This window comes from Leptospira tipperaryensis (assembly GCF_001729245.1).
Taxonomy (GTDB): Bacteria; Spirochaetota; Leptospiria; order Leptospirales; family Leptospiraceae; genus Leptospira; species Leptospira tipperaryensis.
In genome coordinates this window covers 2799170-2817422 of the sequence record NZ_CP015217.1, presented here as the reverse complement: position 1 = coordinate 2817422, position 18253 = coordinate 2799170, and the positions used below count along the sequence as shown (strand labels likewise).

At 42.2% G+C, this 18253-nt stretch carries 8 protein-coding genes; 5 read left to right on the top strand and 3 right to left on the bottom strand.

The features are described 5' to 3' along the window. The first annotated feature begins 19 nt into the window (after nucleotides 1-19). Entirely contained in the window at nucleotides 20-853 is an 834-nt protein-coding gene (locus A0128_RS13220) for a sterol desaturase family protein (protein ID WP_069607953.1), read from the top strand. Nucleotides 854-872: 19 nt separating this feature from the next. Here A0128_RS13220 and A0128_RS13215 read toward each other — a convergent pair whose 3' ends face one another. The 3 genes from A0128_RS13215 to A0128_RS13205 all read right to left on the bottom strand — a co-directional run bounded on the left by A0128_RS13215 (nucleotide 873) and on the right by A0128_RS13205 (nucleotide 6081). Next, nucleotides 873-2888, bottom strand: a complete 2016-nt coding sequence (locus A0128_RS13215) for a PAS domain S-box protein (protein ID WP_069607952.1) — start codon at nucleotides 2886-2888, stop codon at nucleotides 873-875. Nucleotides 2889-3166: 278 nt separating this feature from the next. Next, entirely contained in the window at nucleotides 3167-5056 is a 1890-nt protein-coding gene (locus A0128_RS13210; RefSeq protein WP_069607951.1) for a hypothetical protein, read from the bottom strand. Nucleotides 5057-5094: 38 nt separating this feature from the next. Further along, the gene (locus A0128_RS13205) at nucleotides 5095-6081 is read right to left on the bottom strand and encodes a glycosyltransferase family 2 protein (protein WP_069607950.1); all 987 of its coding nucleotides are present in this window, start codon (nucleotides 6079-6081) and stop codon (nucleotides 5095-5097) included. A 217-nt stretch (nucleotides 6082-6298) separates the two neighbouring features. On the opposite strand from A0128_RS13205, the gene A0128_RS13200 reads away from it, so the two are divergent. The 4 genes from A0128_RS13200 to A0128_RS13185 are packed head-to-tail and all read left to right on the top strand — an operon-like array spanning nucleotide 6299 to nucleotide 18062. Continuing rightward, nucleotides 6299-6640, top strand: coding sequence for an STAS domain-containing protein (locus A0128_RS13200; protein WP_000695903.1), 342 nt, complete (start codon nucleotides 6299-6301; stop codon nucleotides 6638-6640). Nucleotides 6641-6654: 14 nt separating this feature from the next. Then, nucleotides 6655-9666: an LIC_11026 family protein gene (locus tag A0128_RS13195; RefSeq protein ID WP_069607949.1), complete on the top strand. Its 3012-nt coding sequence runs from the start codon at nucleotides 6655-6657 to the stop codon at nucleotides 9664-9666. Between the two features lie 14 nt (nucleotides 9667-9680). Continuing rightward, nucleotides 9681-10292 carry a YdbL family probable chaperone protein gene (locus A0128_RS13190; protein WP_069609287.1) on the top strand — a complete coding sequence of 204 codons (612 nt, stop codon included), beginning with the start codon at nucleotides 9681-9683 and terminating at the stop codon, nucleotides 10290-10292. 3 nt (nucleotides 10293-10295) lie between these two features. Next, on the top strand, nucleotides 10296-18062 hold the full coding sequence (locus A0128_RS13185) for a PD40 domain-containing protein (protein WP_069609286.1): 7767 nt from the start codon (nucleotides 10296-10298) through the stop codon (nucleotides 18060-18062). Nucleotides 18063-18253: the final 191 nt, after the last annotated feature.

The window sequence follows — 18253 nt, the reverse complement described above, 5'->3', positions numbered from 1 at the left end:
GAATCTGGAGAGAAGAAGAATGGAAGAATTGCTTTCAAAGGTCGGTTATACCGGTTTTTTCGGGATCGTCTGGGGAACCTTGTTCATACGTTATGTGCTCTTTGCGGGAGGAGCGTTTCTGATCGTTTGGGTTTTTTTGAGTAAAAAACTTTCGCACAAACTCATTCAAGGGAAAAAACCGGAATCCGAAAGAATTTGGCACGAAGTAAAATATTCCCTGATCACGTTTTTTATCTTTGCCCTTTCTGGTATTTTTACGGCTTGGTCTCAGGTAAACGGATACAATTTCATTTATGAAAAAGTCTCGGACTACGGAATCGCTTATCTGATCTTCAGCATTTTCGCCTTGATCTTTTTGCACGACACTTACTTCTACTGGACGCATCGGATGATGCACCATAAACTCTTATTCAAAAGTTTTCATCTCGTTCATCATAAATCGACGAATCCTTCTCCGTGGGCGGCGTTTTCTTTTCATCCTCTGGAAGCGATCGTAGAGGCGGGGATCATTCCGCTTGCGTCCGTTCTTTTTCCCCTTCATCAGGGAGCGATGCTCGTATTCTTTGTTTATATGACTTCGCTTAACGTTTTGGGTCATCTTTCTTACGAACTCTTTCCTTCCTGGTTTTTAAGAAGCAAGTTTACGAACTGGCACAATACTACGACACATCACAATATGCATCATAAGTATTTTAACTGTAATTATTCTCTTTATTTTAATTTTTGGGATAAAGTCATGGGAACCAATCATGAGAAATACAAGGAAACTTTCGAAGAAGTCGCGTCTCGTACTCCGAATTCGAAAGACGTTTCTTACCAAAAGGATGGAACAAAAGAAACCGTCGCGGCTTAGAAAACCGGAATAGACGAATTTATTTGAGGGGAAAGAAGATACGAGTCGTATGCTGCTCGTTAGACGTTAATTCTTCCAGGCGACCTTTGAGTTGATGAGTCAAAAGCGAAATCAGTTCCATCCCGAGGGAATCCTTTTTAGGTGGAGAATTCGGATCCTTGCCGGGTCCATTGTCGATCACTTCAAGACAGGAAATGTTCTGCTCGCCCATCGTAAAACTTACCGAAAGTTTTTTGATTCCTTTTACTTTTGGGAAAGCGTGTTTCATAGAATTTGTGATGAGTTCGTTAAGAATCAAACCTATAGGAATCAGGATCCCTTGATTGAGAACAAGAGAGTCGCAGTGAACGGTAGTCTGGAGTTCTTTTTCGTCGTATCCGAAAAAATGCATCAGATTGGAGATCAGCTTTCGGATATAATCCGGAAGAAAGATCTGGCTTTCCACACTTTTAGAATATAACGTTTCGTGAATCATCGCCATAGAAGCGATTCTGTTTTGGCTGTCTTCCAAAACCTTTTTGGCGCCGGGTTCGGTCGAATATTCCGATTGAAGGCCGATCAAACTTGATAAAACCTGCATATAGTTTTTGACCCGATGATGAATCTCTCTTAAAAGTAACTCTTTCTCCTTCAAAGAGTTGCTAATCATTTCCTCGGCTTGTTTCGGTAGAGCGTAGTCGATGATCACTCCTTCTAACGCCTGTAATACTCCCTTTGAGTCAAAAACCCCCATTCCTTGTTCGAAACACCACTGGATCTTTCCGTCCTTTTTGCGGATTCTATAAGTCAGTTGATACGGGACTCCGGCGTCTACGGATTCTAAAACTCCGGACTCAACGATACTTCTATCCTCTTCCAGGATGAGATCCCCAAAGTTTACGACGTTGTCTTCCAAAAAATCACTCGTAGCAAAGCCGGTGAGTTGTTGGCATCCTTCGCTGATATACTCCATGGTCCAATGAGGAGGGTCGTTCTTACATCGATATACGATACCCGAAATGTTGCTGATGATCGTCGAGATCTGTCTTTCGCTTTCCCTCAGTCTTTCTTCGACCATTTTTAAGGAAGTGATATCTACGATCATCGCGAGCGCGCCATCGTAATTGCCTGAGTCGTCGTAGAGAGGATTGGCGGAAGCGATCGCGAACTTCTTTTCTCCTTTTTGATTTACAAAATTGTACTCCGATATTTCGGTTTTCCCTTTTTTACGTTCTTCTAAACGATAGGCGACCGAACTTCTCCGATCGGGTTCTACGATTTCTAAGATATTCAGTCCTATCATATCTTCCGGTTTGATTCCGTAGAGTTCTCCGATTTTAGGATTTGCAAACGTAGTTTTTCCCGTTTTGTCTAAGATCCAAATTCCTTCCTGAGAAGTGTCTATGATCTTTTTGTAAAGTGAATCGAGTCGAATTTCCGATTCCCTCGACCATTCGAAGTAGATGAGTATAATTGAAATGGCGGCACTCATACGAAAAAAACCGCCTAACATAAATCCTACGACCGCGAATTCGGGGATGGGTCGCAGAATAGGATAGTCCAATGTGTGGATTCCCCAGAGTATAAAATTCCATCCCGCTATGTGATTTCCACGATAATAGGTAGAAGGAAGTCGCAATAATAAAATCCCCGAATAGATATGAGCCCCGCCGACGATCATATAGATCGGGGCCGAAGCGAGATCGGAACCGGGAAAATAAATTTCTTCGAGGATCGCCCAGGCAAACCCGAATGGAAACACCCAATAGATCGTTTTGGGAATTTCTTTTTTTGAAAATAAAAAACAACCCGCGAGTAAAAAGAACGCTCTCGTAACGTCTGCAAAATGTGTAGCAATCAAAATCCATTCCGTTTGTCCGAGCGCGGCTCGGTAAAGATTTCCAAGAAGGAAAATCAATTGGAAAAACCATGAAAGCAACCAAAAGAGGAGAAATTTATGTTTCTCCGTCAAAAATAAGAATAAATAAACAAGATTGAGAATGATGACTGCCGTCAGTGCAAAGAAGATGGAAGGAATGATCCAGGAAGGCTGCATAGAAAATTTGAAATCAATGCCAGAGTAAATTGATCTTTCTCATTCCTGCAATTCATTTTCTCAAGAATCTAAATTTCAGACTTACGCTTTCGTTTTTATAATTCTAACACCAAGTTATGGCTCGATATCAATGACAGAGAAATAGGCAATTTCTGATTTTTGCAGATAGGAGCTTCCTAAGCCTTCTTGATCAGAAGCGCTTTGAAAGTGGACCATGGGAAGAAGACAAATTCATTTTAACGTGGAATACTTTCCCGAATACAAAGTATTCTTTCTTCTTATTGAATCGTATATTCTCTTAGGCAGTAATTTCCGGAAGGATGTTTGTATTCCTTTTTCAAGATCGTACTTTTGCCGACGGCCGCGGAACGAATCGCAAACTTATCCATCATTTCTCTTTGTCCACAAGTCGGAGTGATTACGAGTGCGGATGAAAATTCTTCCCAAGTCTTCCATTTGTGTCTGGAGTCGTTGCGATACTTTCCTTTTTCAAAGGTTTTCATTCTCATAAGAAGATCGATCTCGGAAGCGATCAACCTTCCTTTTTTGTCAAAGTTGAATTCTTCGTGGAACCCGTTAAAGACGATGTATTTTCCTTCCGGAGAAATTTTGGCGGTGAGATCTCTTGCGGGTTGAAAGAGATCCGTCTGAAATCCTTTCAAACAGAAGTATTGCACCTTTTCAAAACTTTGAGTCAGAAGACCACCTTCCCTCACGTAAAGACTCGCGCTCCATAAAAGTACGATCAAGCCGAAGCCCGTAGCCGCGATTTTTTCTTTTTTAATTGGACTTTCGATAAAGCGAAATACCCAAAGCGAGAAGATCGTAAACAACGCGGGCAGAGGAGGGAATACGTGTCTGAGTTGTTTGTTTCCGGTGGTAGCGTCTATGATGATATATTGCAAAAATAGAATGCTCGTAACTGCGACGAGAGGATCTCGAAAGGTTTCGGCGATCGAAGTAAGAACGGATTCTTTTTTTTCCTGAAGACGGCTTTTAAAAAACCAAAGGATAAGAGCGATCACTCCAAAAAAGAAAATCCGAAAGATCCAAGGTTCTTGAAAGACGTGACTGACCGGACTTGTTGTAGTCGGCGAAGAAAAAAGAGCGAATACAAAACTCTTCACGTATTCGTTTACGATCATCTGCGCGTTGATGAGACTCATCACTCGGTCGGGGTTTGCAAAGATCCAGGCCAAAGAAGGAGCGATCGCATAGAGATAGATTACCCGGATGGAAGAGGGAGCGATCTTTTTCCATTCTTCTTTTTGAAAGTAGAGAAAAAGATTGAAGTCGATAAATAGTAGAACGGAGCAATAATAGATGATCAGTTTGAACTGTCTCTGATCCAAGTTTAGGTTTGTCACAACCCTTAAAATCGGGAGCGACAGGACGAGTGCGACGACGAGGATGAGAAAAATTCTTCGAATCCCTTTGTAACGTTTTGTAAAAGCAAACTTTAGAATTTCAGAATATTCTTTCGGTTTGGAAACGGCTTCGTAGACGACGATCGCGATAAACAAAAGAAGTCCGTAAGGATACTTTGTAAAAAAAAGTCCGAACAAGGAAAGCGCGACAGACCATTCTATCTTTTCATTCTTATCAAATTCGACTCGATACGGATTTTCTTCAGTCTGTTTGTAGATTTTATAAAGAGTATAATAAGTCCATAATAGAAAAAACATACCTTGAGTTTCAAGCATCGACGAAAGACTGTAAGAAGGAGCCTCCGTCGTGTGAAGAGTCAGAGCCAAAGTAAGAATGGAGACAAGACCCGCTTTCCAAGTGGAACCCGTTATCTTGTAAACGATGTAGAGAATTGTCGGAAAACAGAGCACATAAAAAACGAGTCCTAAAAAAGAATCCTTCCAAGTGATCGGCATATCGCCCGGGGTCATAAGGAGCAAAAGCGAAAGAAAGGAACGGAGCGGGGGCCAGGTGGGAGATTCTAAAAACGGAAAGAAGGCCCGCCAGATACGAAATTCTTTAAAATCCTGATACTGATCGAGGACGACGTTGAGCCTGATGTTTTCATCCCAGGTCAGAAGATCCTTCAGGCTGCAAGTCCGGATAAAAATTTCCCAGTTCGTATAACCCATGTAAAACGCAAGTCCCAGGGATAATAAACAGAGTAGAATACCCGGAATCAGAAATTTATCTTTTTTCATCTTCGTCTCCGTGAAAGGGACTTATTTGGTTCCACTTTCTATCTTTTCTTTGTCTGTTTTGCGTTTTTGGAAGAATACACGTTTTCGATCACATACAGAGGCCTGTTTTTGGACTCGTCGTTGACACGACTTAAGTATTCTCCGATCATTCCGAGCGCGAGAAGTTGAGTTCCGCCTAATATGAGTACTACGATCATCATGGAGCTCCAGCCCGTGATCGTCTCGGAAGTAAAAATTCTAAGATAAATGACAAATAACGCGTAGATTGCTCCGCCGAACGCTGTGAAAAAACCGAGATAAGAAGACAACTTCAAAGGAGCCGAAGAGAAGGAGGTGATTCCGTCTAACGCGAATTTGAGCATCTTTCCTACGGAGAATTTTGTAACTCCCTCAAAACGTTCTTCTCTTTCGTATTCGAGTCCGGTTTGTTTATATCCGATCCACGAGATCAGTCCTCGTATATAACGATGTTGTTCTCTCATGGAACAAAGAACGTTTGTCACTCTTCTACTCATGATTCTAAAGTCGCCCGTGTCGATCGGGATGTCGAACCTCGTGATCTTCTTTAGAATTCTGTAAAATACATGCGCCGTCAAAAGTTTGAACCAGGATTCTCCCGGTCTTTTTTTTCGTTTTGCATAGACGACGTCGTATCCTTCGAGTAGTTTACCGTAGAGGTCGTTCACGAACTCGGGAGGATCCTGTAAGTCGCCGTCCATAACAACAACGGCGTCTCCTCTTGCGGTATCGATTCCTGCTGTAATCGCTGTTTGATGACCGTAGTTGCGAGAAAGATTGACGAGATGAAATCCGCTTGTCTGTGCGCAGAATTTTTTAAGGACTCCGAAACTATCGTCTCTGGATCCGTCGTTGACAAAGAGAACTTCTAAATCGTCTTTTTTGAAGGAACGATTTCGAATCAAGAGGTCTTGGAGAAGGAACAGTCTTCTCGTAAGTTCAGGAATGGTTTTTTCTTCGTTGTAGATTGGGATGACAACGGAAAGGAGAGGAGGTCTTTCGGCCATAAGATGTACCCGTTAGCATTGCAGGAGTCGGCTTTTTGTCCAGAATTATTCCCTGGCTTTTGACGAAGAGGCTTCTTCCTCCATTCTTCGTCATCTTGGATTGACTAGTCTGTGAAATCGGGTTTTTGCCCTGATTTTTAGTGCTATGCTTAAAAATTCTCTTTACAAATTGCCAGGAAATTAAATTATACTTGCATCCAATATCCAAGTCAGGGTTATGAAAATTAAAGTCACCACGAAAAACGACGTCCACATCATCAAGATTGAAGGGCCGATCAAAGCAGGAAATGAGTTCGAGCTCGGACAAAAAATAGAAGAATACATTTCCAAAGGTGACGTTCCGAAATTTATCATCGATTTGAAAAAAGTTCCCTTTATCAACTCCGCCGGTCTTGGTATGTTTTTGAATATTTACAAACACATCGACGGCTTAAAAGGAAGAATGGTTTTTACAAACCTGAATTCCGATATCGAGAACTTAATGGAGATTACCAAGCTCGCCAGCATCTTTGAAATCTATAAGACCCTGGAAGAAGCTCTTGAATCTTTTGAATACTGATCCAATCAGAAGTCGTGGAAACTTTCAAACGTCATTTCCAACGCCATAAACGACTCTATTACTTTCTCTTTAGTCTATTATTTATTTACAAACTTGTCTTCAACCGATTTACGGGGCAGGCGATTTTGGCCAAAGCTCTCTCCGGTTCCATTCAGGGGACCGCGAGTTTTACGGTAACGAAGTTCTCCCTTTTTTACGGAATCACTCTCGAAGATCTGATCTTACGATCGGATGCGTCTTTTGAAAATAAACCTGTACTTTCCGTAAAGGAATTGGATCTTTCTTACAATCTTCCGTTGATCGTTTTCGGAAGGGTCAAACTTTCGAGGATCGCTCTCATCGGACTCAATCTCGATCTCAGACAAAAAAAAGGAGAATGGAATCTTTCCAAACTTTTTCCTCCTTCCGACAAGACTCCTGAAAAGGAAGAAGCTTCCACTCCTCTCGAAGAGATCGCAACCTATCTTCCCTTGAGCGCTTATCTCAAGTTCGAACTCAAAGATCTTTTTGTTCACGTTACTTCGGAGTCGGGTCTTTCTTCTTACAAAGCTGGTTTGGAAGGATTCAATCTTGCGTTGGAATTGGATACGGTTCGTTTTCGAAAGATTCCGATCAATCTAAGAATCCTTCAGCTGATCGATACGCTTCGTTTTCAGTTGAATCCGGAAAAGACGGTTCAGATCTATTTTGAAGACAATTCTAAATCTCTCAACCAACCTTTCCGGATGAACCTCGAACTGACAAGAGACGATTCCGTTGCAGGAGGTCTTCTTGTTTCGAAAGCCGATATCGGCTCCGATTCGATTCCGATACGAGTTCGCAATCAACTCTTGGCTCCTTTCGGTTTCGCATTACGTTATCAACTCGGTTATCTTGAAAAAGAAGACAAACTCAAACTCGAAAGTTTAGAATGGAAGGTCAACCAAGACGTCTGGCTGCAAGGCGCGGGCGAGATCACCGGAGTTTCTTCCAAAGAAAGAAACGTTCAATTTTCAATTCAAAAGTCTTCGATTCGTCTGAAACCGCTTTCTGATTTTTTATCCACGATTCCCGGAATTCCAAAGATGCAGTTGGATGGAGAATTGCGTCTGGCTCCGATCACGATCTCCGGGAAAGACACCCGTTTGAAACTGTCAGCGGATATTTCTGCAAAAGATCTTCTAATTTCCATCGCCGGAAAAAATCATAAGATTCCGACGTTACGTTTGGTTGCGGATTCTATCTTACATCCTCTCACACAAGAATCTCCGAGCGCATCCAAGCCGCTTCCGATTCTTGAAAATCTGGAATTGAAAGAATTGACCCTCACTTACAACGGGATCGGACTCGCGGCGACTGGAAGCATTCTTCGAGGATCGGAGCTTGACTTGGATCTCGCGGTTCAAAATCTAAATCTTACCGATTACGTAAAAACTCTCAACGGGATTCTCGGGTTACAATTGAAGGTCGGTGGTTCATTCCATTCTTTGAATATACTTGGAGGAGTTCAGATCGGAGGTTTTCGTTTTCCGATGGGAAGGGGAAAATCCTCTCCGATTCCGGTCGGCCTCGATCTCAAGTCCCAGATTCAATTCGAGAAGCCCTTTGTGCCGAGCGTCGTAAAACTCGATTCTCTTTCTCTTCTCACAAAGGGAGCGGATGGAAAAGAATCCCTCGCGATTTTTTCAAAAGGAATTCTTTACCTGGATAAAGGATTTCGAATGGTCCTTTCTTCCTTGCAGTTGAAAACGATGCTCGATCGCCTAACGCCTACACTTCCTCTTTCCCTTAGAGAAAGTCTGATTCCGGTGCGAAGTAATTTAGGAAATCAGATCAACCTGAATGGAAACGTGGACTATGCACTTGCGGACGGGGCGCAGGCGATTTCCGGAAAACTTCTTTTTAATCTTCCCGGCATTCAAGTTCCGGATTTGAAATTGGATTTGGACGTAAAGATCGCAAAGGATTCTTCCATTACACTTCCTAAGTTTACTCTCACGGCGTTTGAATCCAGATTTAAGATGGAAGTTAGCGGAAATCTGAGCAAGGCGACAAAGACAACGGAAGGCGTATTCGGCGATCTCGTTCCCGATCTCAAAGGAAGTATCGTTTTGAAATCGGAAAAACCAGCTTATCTTTTCAAAGGGATTACATTCGAAGGGCTTTTTTCGATCGGCTTTCGTCTGAAGAACTCGATTGCGAGCGGAAGTCTTCTTTCAAAAAATACAAACGTCGGTTATGCGAACGCTTTTTGTCCCGGTGAAGATTGTAAACTCTATCAGATCGAAGGAATGAACGCGGAATTTCCGTTTGTCCACGACCTCGCTGTCAAAACAACGCCCAATCTCATCGACGGAAACAAGGAGAAGTTTATCAAAACTTACGGAAGGGTTCCCGTCCCGAACTTTACGATCAAACAGATCGTAGGAACTCATCCTTCCATCAGCGGTCTTCCTTTCGACTATGTCAAACCGAAAGCCGGTCAGCCCGGTTTATCGGCGAGGATCGACTATTCCGAAAACTTTCTTAAATTAGAATATTTGAAAATTCTAACGTTAGACGGGCTTGTTACCGGAAAGGACATTCTCGTGAACGTGGGAGAGGGAAAGCCTGAAACGATGGAGTTTAGCGCGGTAGTTCAGATCAAGGATATCGATCTAAAACAACTCCTTCCTCCTAAAAGCAGATCGAAGATCGACGACGGAAAGATCAAAGCGGATCTAAACGTTTCCGGAAGAAACCTCGCGGATCCGATTCCGAATATCAATCTTTTCTTTAGCGTCTTTCAGATCGGTCAGGATTTTGCAAAAAGCGCCGTAAACATATTCACTCCTTCTAATGTTTTTACGGATTTTATCTACAACAGTTATGCCGTGGATAAGATCGAAGTGGAACTCTCCAAGGGGCTTGTCTACGCGGTCATTCAATTCAAACGTTCTATTTTAAATACGATCATCAATTTGGAAAACAGTCAGATTTCGCAGCAGAGAATGCCACTCGCAAATTTCTTAAAAAGAGCCAGATCCGAAATCGACACGTATCAGTGAAGGAGAGTCCCGGAATGAAACATCCCATTTTCTATCGTAACGTTCGTATCCTATTCTTAGGAATTTTATTTTCCGGTTGTATCATCAAGTCTCCTTTGATTACGTTCACGCAGACTCAGACTTCCTCCGAAAAGCAGATGATAGGAGAGGATCGGATTTTAGAAAAGGACGGTTGGCTTATCTCTTCGATCAAAACTTCCTCCGCGGGTTCCGAGGTCTGGAAGAAGGATTATTCGGGCGACGCGTATTCGCAAGGAGATAAGAATATTCTAATGTCCTTAAGAGCCCTTGCGTATCTCGCGCCCGAGATCAAAACTTGGAAAGAAGAGGGTTTTCTTGCCGAAGGAAGAGACGGCAAGTTAAGAATCAATCCTTCCGCGGGCGACGCCGGAATCAAAAACGAACTCTCTAAAAAGGAAGTCAAATCGAGAATCGATTCTCTCGTGTCCCTTACAAACGAACACAGAAACAAAGTGATCTCCACAAAAATCGGCGCCGAAAGTAAGACAGATTCGAAAGAAAATTCAGTAAACCTCCGCACTCATCTGGAACAAACTTGGTATCGACTCGTGGAAAAAGGGGAATACTACGAGAAGTCTCAGGGCAAATGGGTCCGAAAGGAGTAGATGATGATTCGTTTTCTCTGGATCCTGAGTTTTGTTTTTCTCTATCAGTGCGCGTTGCTAAAATCGAGCGCAAAGATCAAACCGCTTGAGTTCAATTATTCTTCGATCGCCGTAAACTATTTCACTCCTGAAAATGAAAAACCGTTTCCTCTCACCGTACAAAGAGGGAATAACTTATACAACTCCGCGACCGGAGACGGAAGATATCTTTTTTATACCACGGGACAAAAGGGAAACTACGACATCTGGTTTCGGGATCTAAAGAGTTCCATTACGGTTCCGGTCACCGAACATCCGGCCCCGGAGTTAAAGCCTGCGATCAGCCCGGACGGAACCAAGTTGGTTTTTGTTTCCGAACAGTATGATTCTTCCGGGGATATCGTTTTGCTCGAAATGGACCCTTCTTATTGGGCGGAAAAACTCCTACAAGGGAAACGATTTCTAAATTCAGATTTTATTGTATTAACAAATCCTAATTTTGATGTTCCCGGTCAAAAGGACGGTTTTACGGACACGGATCCGTCTTTTTCGCCGGACAACCGCCACGTGGTTTTTTCGTCCGATCGTCTGAGTCCCGGCATTCAAAATTTGGTCGTTTTGGATACGGAAGAAAAAGAGCCAATGAAACTTCTGACTCAGAACGGGGGAACTTCTCCCGTTTGGTCGGCGGATGGAAAGACGATCGTATATCTTTCCTATGAGAATTCTAATTCCGGTGATATCTATCTTTTGGATTTGGCTTCGGGAAAAAAAGAAAGAATCACTTCGGGTTCTTATCTCAATTTTTCACCCTCTATCTCCACCGATAAACGTTATTTGTATTATACTTCGATTCGAAACGATACGAACGGAAACGGTCGTCTGGACGAAAGAGACAACAGTCTGATCGTAAGAAAGGATTTAAAAACGGGAGTCGTTCGTCAGCTTACTTCCGGAAACGATTCCCTCTTTGATTCCAAGTTCTCCGCGTTTAACGGAGGATCGATCCTTTTTACAGCAGCATATTATAATACTCTCAATATCTATTTTATTCCGGCTTCCGGATCCGTTTCCAAAGAGAAAGATATCATTTCTCAGTATGAGCTCGCGCTTCAATACAGGGATAAGCAGAGCTTTGAGGATTTTCTCCTCGCGATCGACGCGATAGAATTTTATTTTTCGGAAGATCCGATCTTTCCTCTCATCCATTCCAAAGCTCTTCTTCTTAAATATAAGGAAGCAAGAGATTCCGGAAGAAACTCGTTTGCGGAGAATGTGAAAAAAGAGATTTTTTCGTCGAGACTTCATCCTTCTGCGGGGCTTGCCTACGGTTTGTTTTTGGCGGAAGAGCGTAGGTCCGCCACCGGCCAGGCGATCTCCGAACTAAAAAAATACTACGATCAGATCAAAACGGTATCTTCGGTTTCAAAGGACGTTTTGGCTTCTCTTTTGGAGGAGGAAGGCGATCTTTCGCAGAAAACGGGAGACCTATCTTCTTCTCTCAAACTATATGAGGAAATTCTAAACTTATATCCGACCTACTATAGAATTCGGGACATCTATAGAAAAACGGGAGATCTTCAATTTAAAAACGCCTCCGCGCATTCTTATAAGATTCCGGAAACATTTTATTCCATCGCAAACGACCCAAAGGCGGGAAAAGAAGACTTAAAACTTCTCTACGCGCAGATCGACCGAGAAGTTTTGGAAGGTAAGAATTTTTCGGAAAGAACAAGCGCCGCGGAGTTAGGGATCGTCACTAATTCTCTCGAAAAAAAATCTCCTAGGTTATTTCAATATTTCTTATATATCAAGGCGCTCGGTCTCAACGGAAAAGGCTCCTTTGAAGAAAGTAATTCTTTAATGAACTCTTTTCTTTCTTTCGTTTCCGAAACCGATCCTCTTTTTTTAAAAGGACATCTTCTTAAATCGGACAATTTCAAGGGAATGGGAGAAGTTCAAAAATCATTCGACGAACTTCGGATCTATTTGGAAAAATACGATCCGCTTCTGGGAGTGGATCTCGACGAAAAAGAGATAGAACGTTCCTTTATCTATTTTGAAAACAAGGCAAGAGACCACGATCGAAGAGGAAATCTTCAAGACGCGGCCTTTCACTACTTTTATAATACGGAGAATATGTTTCTTGTAAAAAGTAGAAACTTATTCTTAGAAACCTTGTATAAGGAATACGCGGTATATTATCAAAGGATGATGGTCGATTCCGTTTTTAAACTCGCCAGTTTTCTAAGCGAAGAAAAACAAAAGGCCGTTCTGAAACAAATCGACATCATCGATATTGCGAGCGTGGATCCGCTCGCGGAGGAAGGACTTTCCTATATCAATCAGTATTACAAAATCGCTGTTCCGAGATCGCGTCCCGTTTTGGACTTGGCGACTCTCTACGGCTATTCTTATTACTTGGTAAATCGAAGTGTGATTCGCGAGACGTATTACAACGCCGCCAATTCGATGACTTCGGCGAGAAAGGAAGAGATCCTTCGAGACTTTAAACAAGCTGAATATGAATTGAGATGGATCATCTTTGCGGATCCTCGTTATTACGAGGCGTATCAACTTTTAGGCTGGATGTATCAATACATAGATATTCTTAAAGGAAGAAAGTCCGGAGAAGACCAACCTACTGACGAAGAAAAATATTCCGGAGTATATAAGAAATATTTTCCTGAGAAAAATTTTGAAGAGAATATAGAACTCTATAGTCAGGTGCTCGAACTCTTAGGTGAGAATTTTGAAAATAAAAAGGCTCTTTCCGATCTAAGGTTGAATCTTGGAAATAATTACTTCTTATTAAAAAATTATCCGAGAGCAAACGAGCAGTATTCTAAAGTCGATTCACTTTCCAATTATATCATTTCGAAAACCCAATTCGAGAATTATCGTCAGAAAGCGATGTTTCTTTTTAATTCCGCGAGATCCTCGATCTACGTAGCGGACTATAAATCGGCGGTCGGAAAACTCAAATCGGCTGCAAGTTTGTATTTCGAAAACGAATCCAGAAAGACCCTGGCCGGAAAGGATAGCCCCGAAAAACTCCAACAATACAAATTCAAACTCGCCTTGCTTTTCACGTTAACCGGTCTTTCCTATATGGAATCGGGAGAGTTTGCAAACGCGGTTTTGTTTTATAAGGACGCACTTTCTCTCAACGGAGACAAAGGTTGGATCGATCCGGTCAACCTTCACAACGGACTCGCGCTTTGTTATCAAAAATTAGGAAAGTTTAAACTATCCGAATCACATCTTCAGGAAGCCGAAAAAATTTCCTCCGGAAGAGGGGGGGCGGACTGGATTCCCAAGGGAGTCAAGATTACGTTTTGGGATTATTTCTGGGACTTTGTCTGGGATATCGCAGTGCCCGACGGCGTGAGAATTTCAGGAGAAGGAAGATTTCCGGAAGCGATCACGCCGAAGTTTCAACCGTTGATGACGAGCGGGATTCGAGTCAACAATCTCATTCAATCCTATGAAGTTGAAAAGGCAATCGAAGAAATCAATGCTCGTCTTTCTTACGTAAAATCCAAAGGATTGGGTTCCACGCTCGCGGGAGCTCTCATTCGATCCAATTCGTTTAACGATTTGGGATATTTGCACTTCAAAAGAGAGGAGTTCAAAACCGCGATGGCGTTCTATGAGGACGCGGAAAAGTTCGAATCCGATCAAGGCTTTGTATCCAAGGCGAGGAGTTCCTTCCGTAGGGGACTCTATTCTTTTTTTGGTCATCTTGAAAATTCAAAAGAGGATCCTAAATTAGAATTGGAAACCTTACAAACGGCTCTTGATACCCTTCTCGGCGCCAAGGAGAATTTTGTAAGCGGTTGTCTGGGCGACGCGCAGTCTATCGAAGAAACGATCCACTCGGAGCGGAAAAAATGTCTGCTACGATTTTACGGCGCGAATTCGGACCACGATCCGATTCTTGCATTAGTATATTATTATTTAGGAGAGCAGTATTTTCGACTGGGTGAACAGGTTTCCGGATTTGAAATGTTCGGATTATCGGCTGGACTTCTTGAAAATCCTTCTCAGGTTGCCAAGGAAATCGTAGGTTTACCCGCGGACCCTTATACGAGAAAGGAAAGAATCTTTCATTCTTTGAGTAGGGCGGCTCTCTATGTTCGATTGGGGGACGGGGAGCGGGCAAAAAGTCTTTTGGATATATCCGCTGAATCCGCAAATGAATTTTATTATATTCAAGAATGGATCGAATGCCTCGTAGTTCAGGCCGAAATTTTTAGAAATGAGAAAAATTTCGCAAGGGCGAAGGAAAAAATAGACAAGGCCTCTTCTCTTCTTCTTGCCCATCCTCATTTGATCGGAGAACTTAAGTTTTTTGTAATACGCAAATTATATAAAATACAATCTGAGATCTATTTTGAGTCCGGAAAACTTGCGGAAGGATTTAAAAGTTTAGATCGTCTCCACAAGATCAATCTGTACAGACAGTTTGTAAGAATTCCGCACGAATCGGAAGATTCAAGTTTTACTGCGGACGTCAATCAGCTTCAAAATCTTCTCAAAAAACAAAAGGTCGCTTATTCCGCGATTCAAAACGCATTGGAAAAAAAGGAAAAGTCCGAGTCCGCTCAAAAAGACTATCAGAACTTTGCAAAAGATTTGGAAAAAATTCTTTCGGATATGAAAGGGAAGAATGCAAATCTGGACGGGTATCTGGGAATTTTTTCCGAAGAGCCTTCTGCGATCGGGCTTCTTTCCGGTGGAGAAGGTTATCTACGAATCGAATCTTCCAATTCTAAGATCAGAATCTATCGAGCGAGTTCCGCTGGAGAAGAATATTTCAATTTAAGCGGAAGGCCCGAAGAGGTTTTGAAACAGAACGCAAATACGGGTAAAATTCCTTTTTCGAGCCAGAAGGTTTGGTTTGTTCAAATGGATGGGGGAATCGATCCGCATTCGGTACAAGAGATTCTTCCTTCAAGACGGTCCTTGGTTTTTAGGCCTTCTCATCTGAAGCCGCTCCAGGAAAAAGACTTTCGACCTCTCCGGTCCTTGGCTCTTTTGGAAGGATCGCCTAACAATGATTCCACTCTGAAGATAATGAGAACAAATTCCGATCAGATTCTTTTTAGATTGTTGGATACGGATTTGATCGTTTCCCCTTTTCCTAAAACACAAGGGGATAATTCTTTTGGAGAAAGTTTTTCAGAAAAGGAACTGGCGCTGAAGGATCTTTTTCACAATCGAAACGAAATTTCATCAGCTTTGTTTTACGACGACGAGTTTGCAGATCTTGGAAAACTATCTGAAGTCTACGAACTTTTAAGCGCTTCCGGAATCCGCAGCGTCGCCCTTTGCGCGCGCAAACAAGCTTGTGCCGTAAATCCTCCGGAATCCGTTTTTACAAAATCGTTTCCCGGAAGTTCTTATCTGGGCGCGAGTGTTTTGAGAAATAAGGACACAAACAAAATCGGAATCAAGTCCTACGAATCCGCGAGAGGTCATGAACGAAAAGAACAGATCCGGGAAGCCTATGCTCATGCGTTTTCGTATCGCTCCTCGAAACGGGAGGCAGGTCCGGTCGTTTCCGGAGAATTGGATCTTCTTCGTCTTCAATGGAAACTTTCGCCTGAACTTTCTTTAAAAGACGTTTATTCGGAAGTTCTAAAAAATCGGGAAGAAAAAGATTCGATCCTTTTTTCTGCGCTTCTGACCTGTTATCTGGACCGGAGTCTCAAGGATTGCGAATCTTATTCCCCTAAGGATATTGATGATTTAGAAAAAAAGAATATTCTATTGTCATTATATTCTCTCAAAGACGGTGTTCCCGTTTCTCCGTCCTCGCTTCGGGTTTCTACGAATTGGATCGCTCCGTTTTATGATCCTTACTTGTATTATAAACAGATTCTTCGGATTTCTCGAGATTTGTACGAACCTTTGGTCGGTGATTTTGCTTATAAGAACGCGCTTGAGTTGGCGAACGATTCCGAAGAAACAAAAGAAGTCGAACAAATTCAACAGAGTCTTTTGGCACAGAAATACTTTTTACAAGGCGCCAATCTTTCTAAGAATCAGATATTTAGAAAAGAGGAATTGTATTTGATTCTTTCCGGAAATTGGGACGCGGCCTTGGAAGTTCTAAAGAAAAAAGAAGCGGAAGAGGATACGGGAAGATTTCGAGAAAGGCTGTTTCGAAATTGGAAACGGGAAATTACGGGCGCTTGGTTTTCTCCTTATTCTTTGTATTCGGAAGTTTATGGAAATTCTTCCAAGTTGTTCGAGTCCTTGGACTCGGAAGAAAGAAGTCTTCTCTATCATTTGATTTTGTATGTGGTTCCGTTTCAGGAAAACGAGGAAGTGGATCTTTTGGCGCATTCTCTCGTTGAATACGAATGGGGGATCGGAGCAAAGTCAAGAGCCTTACGAATGGTATTAGGTTATTCGCAAGCGCTTTTGTCTCGCGGAGAATTGGAAAAGAGCCGGGATTGGATCGAAAGGATCGGTTCCAAATACAAGATCGGAGAAGAATATCAATCTATATTCAAAGATAAGAATGTATTTATTGAGAAGTTATCATTTCATAAAAACCTAAAGTCAAAACCGTCTTCCGGAAGCGAAAGAGGGGAATGGCTTTCTCTTTATGATAAGGTAGTTTCTAAATCGCCTACTGAGTTTATAGAATTCTTAAATACTTTTGTCCGTTCCAAAAAGGGAAAGTCATTTAGTTCCAAAGATAGAACCGAGCTGTTGGATCTGATTACATTCCTTCAAAAACTATCGTTTCAAAAAAACAATTCCGAAACGTTTTTCGATCTGGCGCTAGCAAAGGATTTGGTTTCCATGAGCCGGCCTTTGATCTTAAATCGCAACGCAGACTACAAAGACATTCCTTTGTTTGCTTCCGTTTCGGAACGACTCAAGGAGAAACTTCCGAAAGATCAGGAATTTCTTTCCGTGATGGATCTGGGTTTGGAATCGTTTTACATCCGTTTTGTGAAAGGAAAGTCTAAAGGCGATCTTGCGATCAAAGACAATCGTAAATTTAGGGCTTCGTTATTTCAATATCTCGAAGAGGCTTCTCGCGGCGGTTACGAAGTTCTACTCAGAGAAGAGTTGGAAAACGAATATAGAAAAGGAATTAAGTTTACAAAAAACAAACTTACGTATCTCTATTTGAGCTCGTATCATTTCCGAGTTCCTCTGGTGCCTAGAACCGAAGACCGTTTTTATCTCGTCAACGATCCGGAATCTCTTCTTTCCAATCCGATCTTTTCAACCAAAGAAGAATTCAATGCCGATTATCAGATTCAATTTTTAGAAAGTGCGAAAGCTGAAGAGACTTGGCAGAAGACGTTGAAAGATCTGCAGGCCCTCGAGATCGGCTCCGGAAATCTCGGCTCCGATACAAAGAGTCGGTTGTATGTTCTGCAATATCCGCTCGAGATCGTCAATCAAGTGAGTCTGAGCATAGGAGGTAAGAATGTTTCCGATTCCTTCGGTCCTATGAGAAAAGGAAATTGGGTTTTTACTTCTTCTTATCTGGATGAAGAAAGGTATGATATCGTAAACTATCGCGACGCTTTTTATTGGCTGGCTCAAGGTTTTGTCGGACCCGGCGTGATTTTTATCGGAGATCAGACCGATACGGCCCACGTGGATTTTTTAAAACGCCTAACAAAGAGAAGTCGAACCAAAGTTCCTCTCTACATTCGTTTTCAAGAATCTTTGGACGCGATCAAAGAAACTTATCCTCTGGATCGAGTCTGGAACGGTTATCGATTGTATACTAACAGTTTTATATTAGAAGAATAACTATTCGATACAATTCTTCAAAGCGACTCGAGGTCGGGGCGCGGTCCTGTAATCTTACGCGCAAGTTGGAAAGTAACATGATTTCAATAGAAAATTTTGTGGGAGTTCCTACACGGGACTTTTTTCTTGCAAAATTAGAATTTTGTGATATAGGAAAGTTTCCGAAATTTTTCCCGCCACCTCACCCCTCC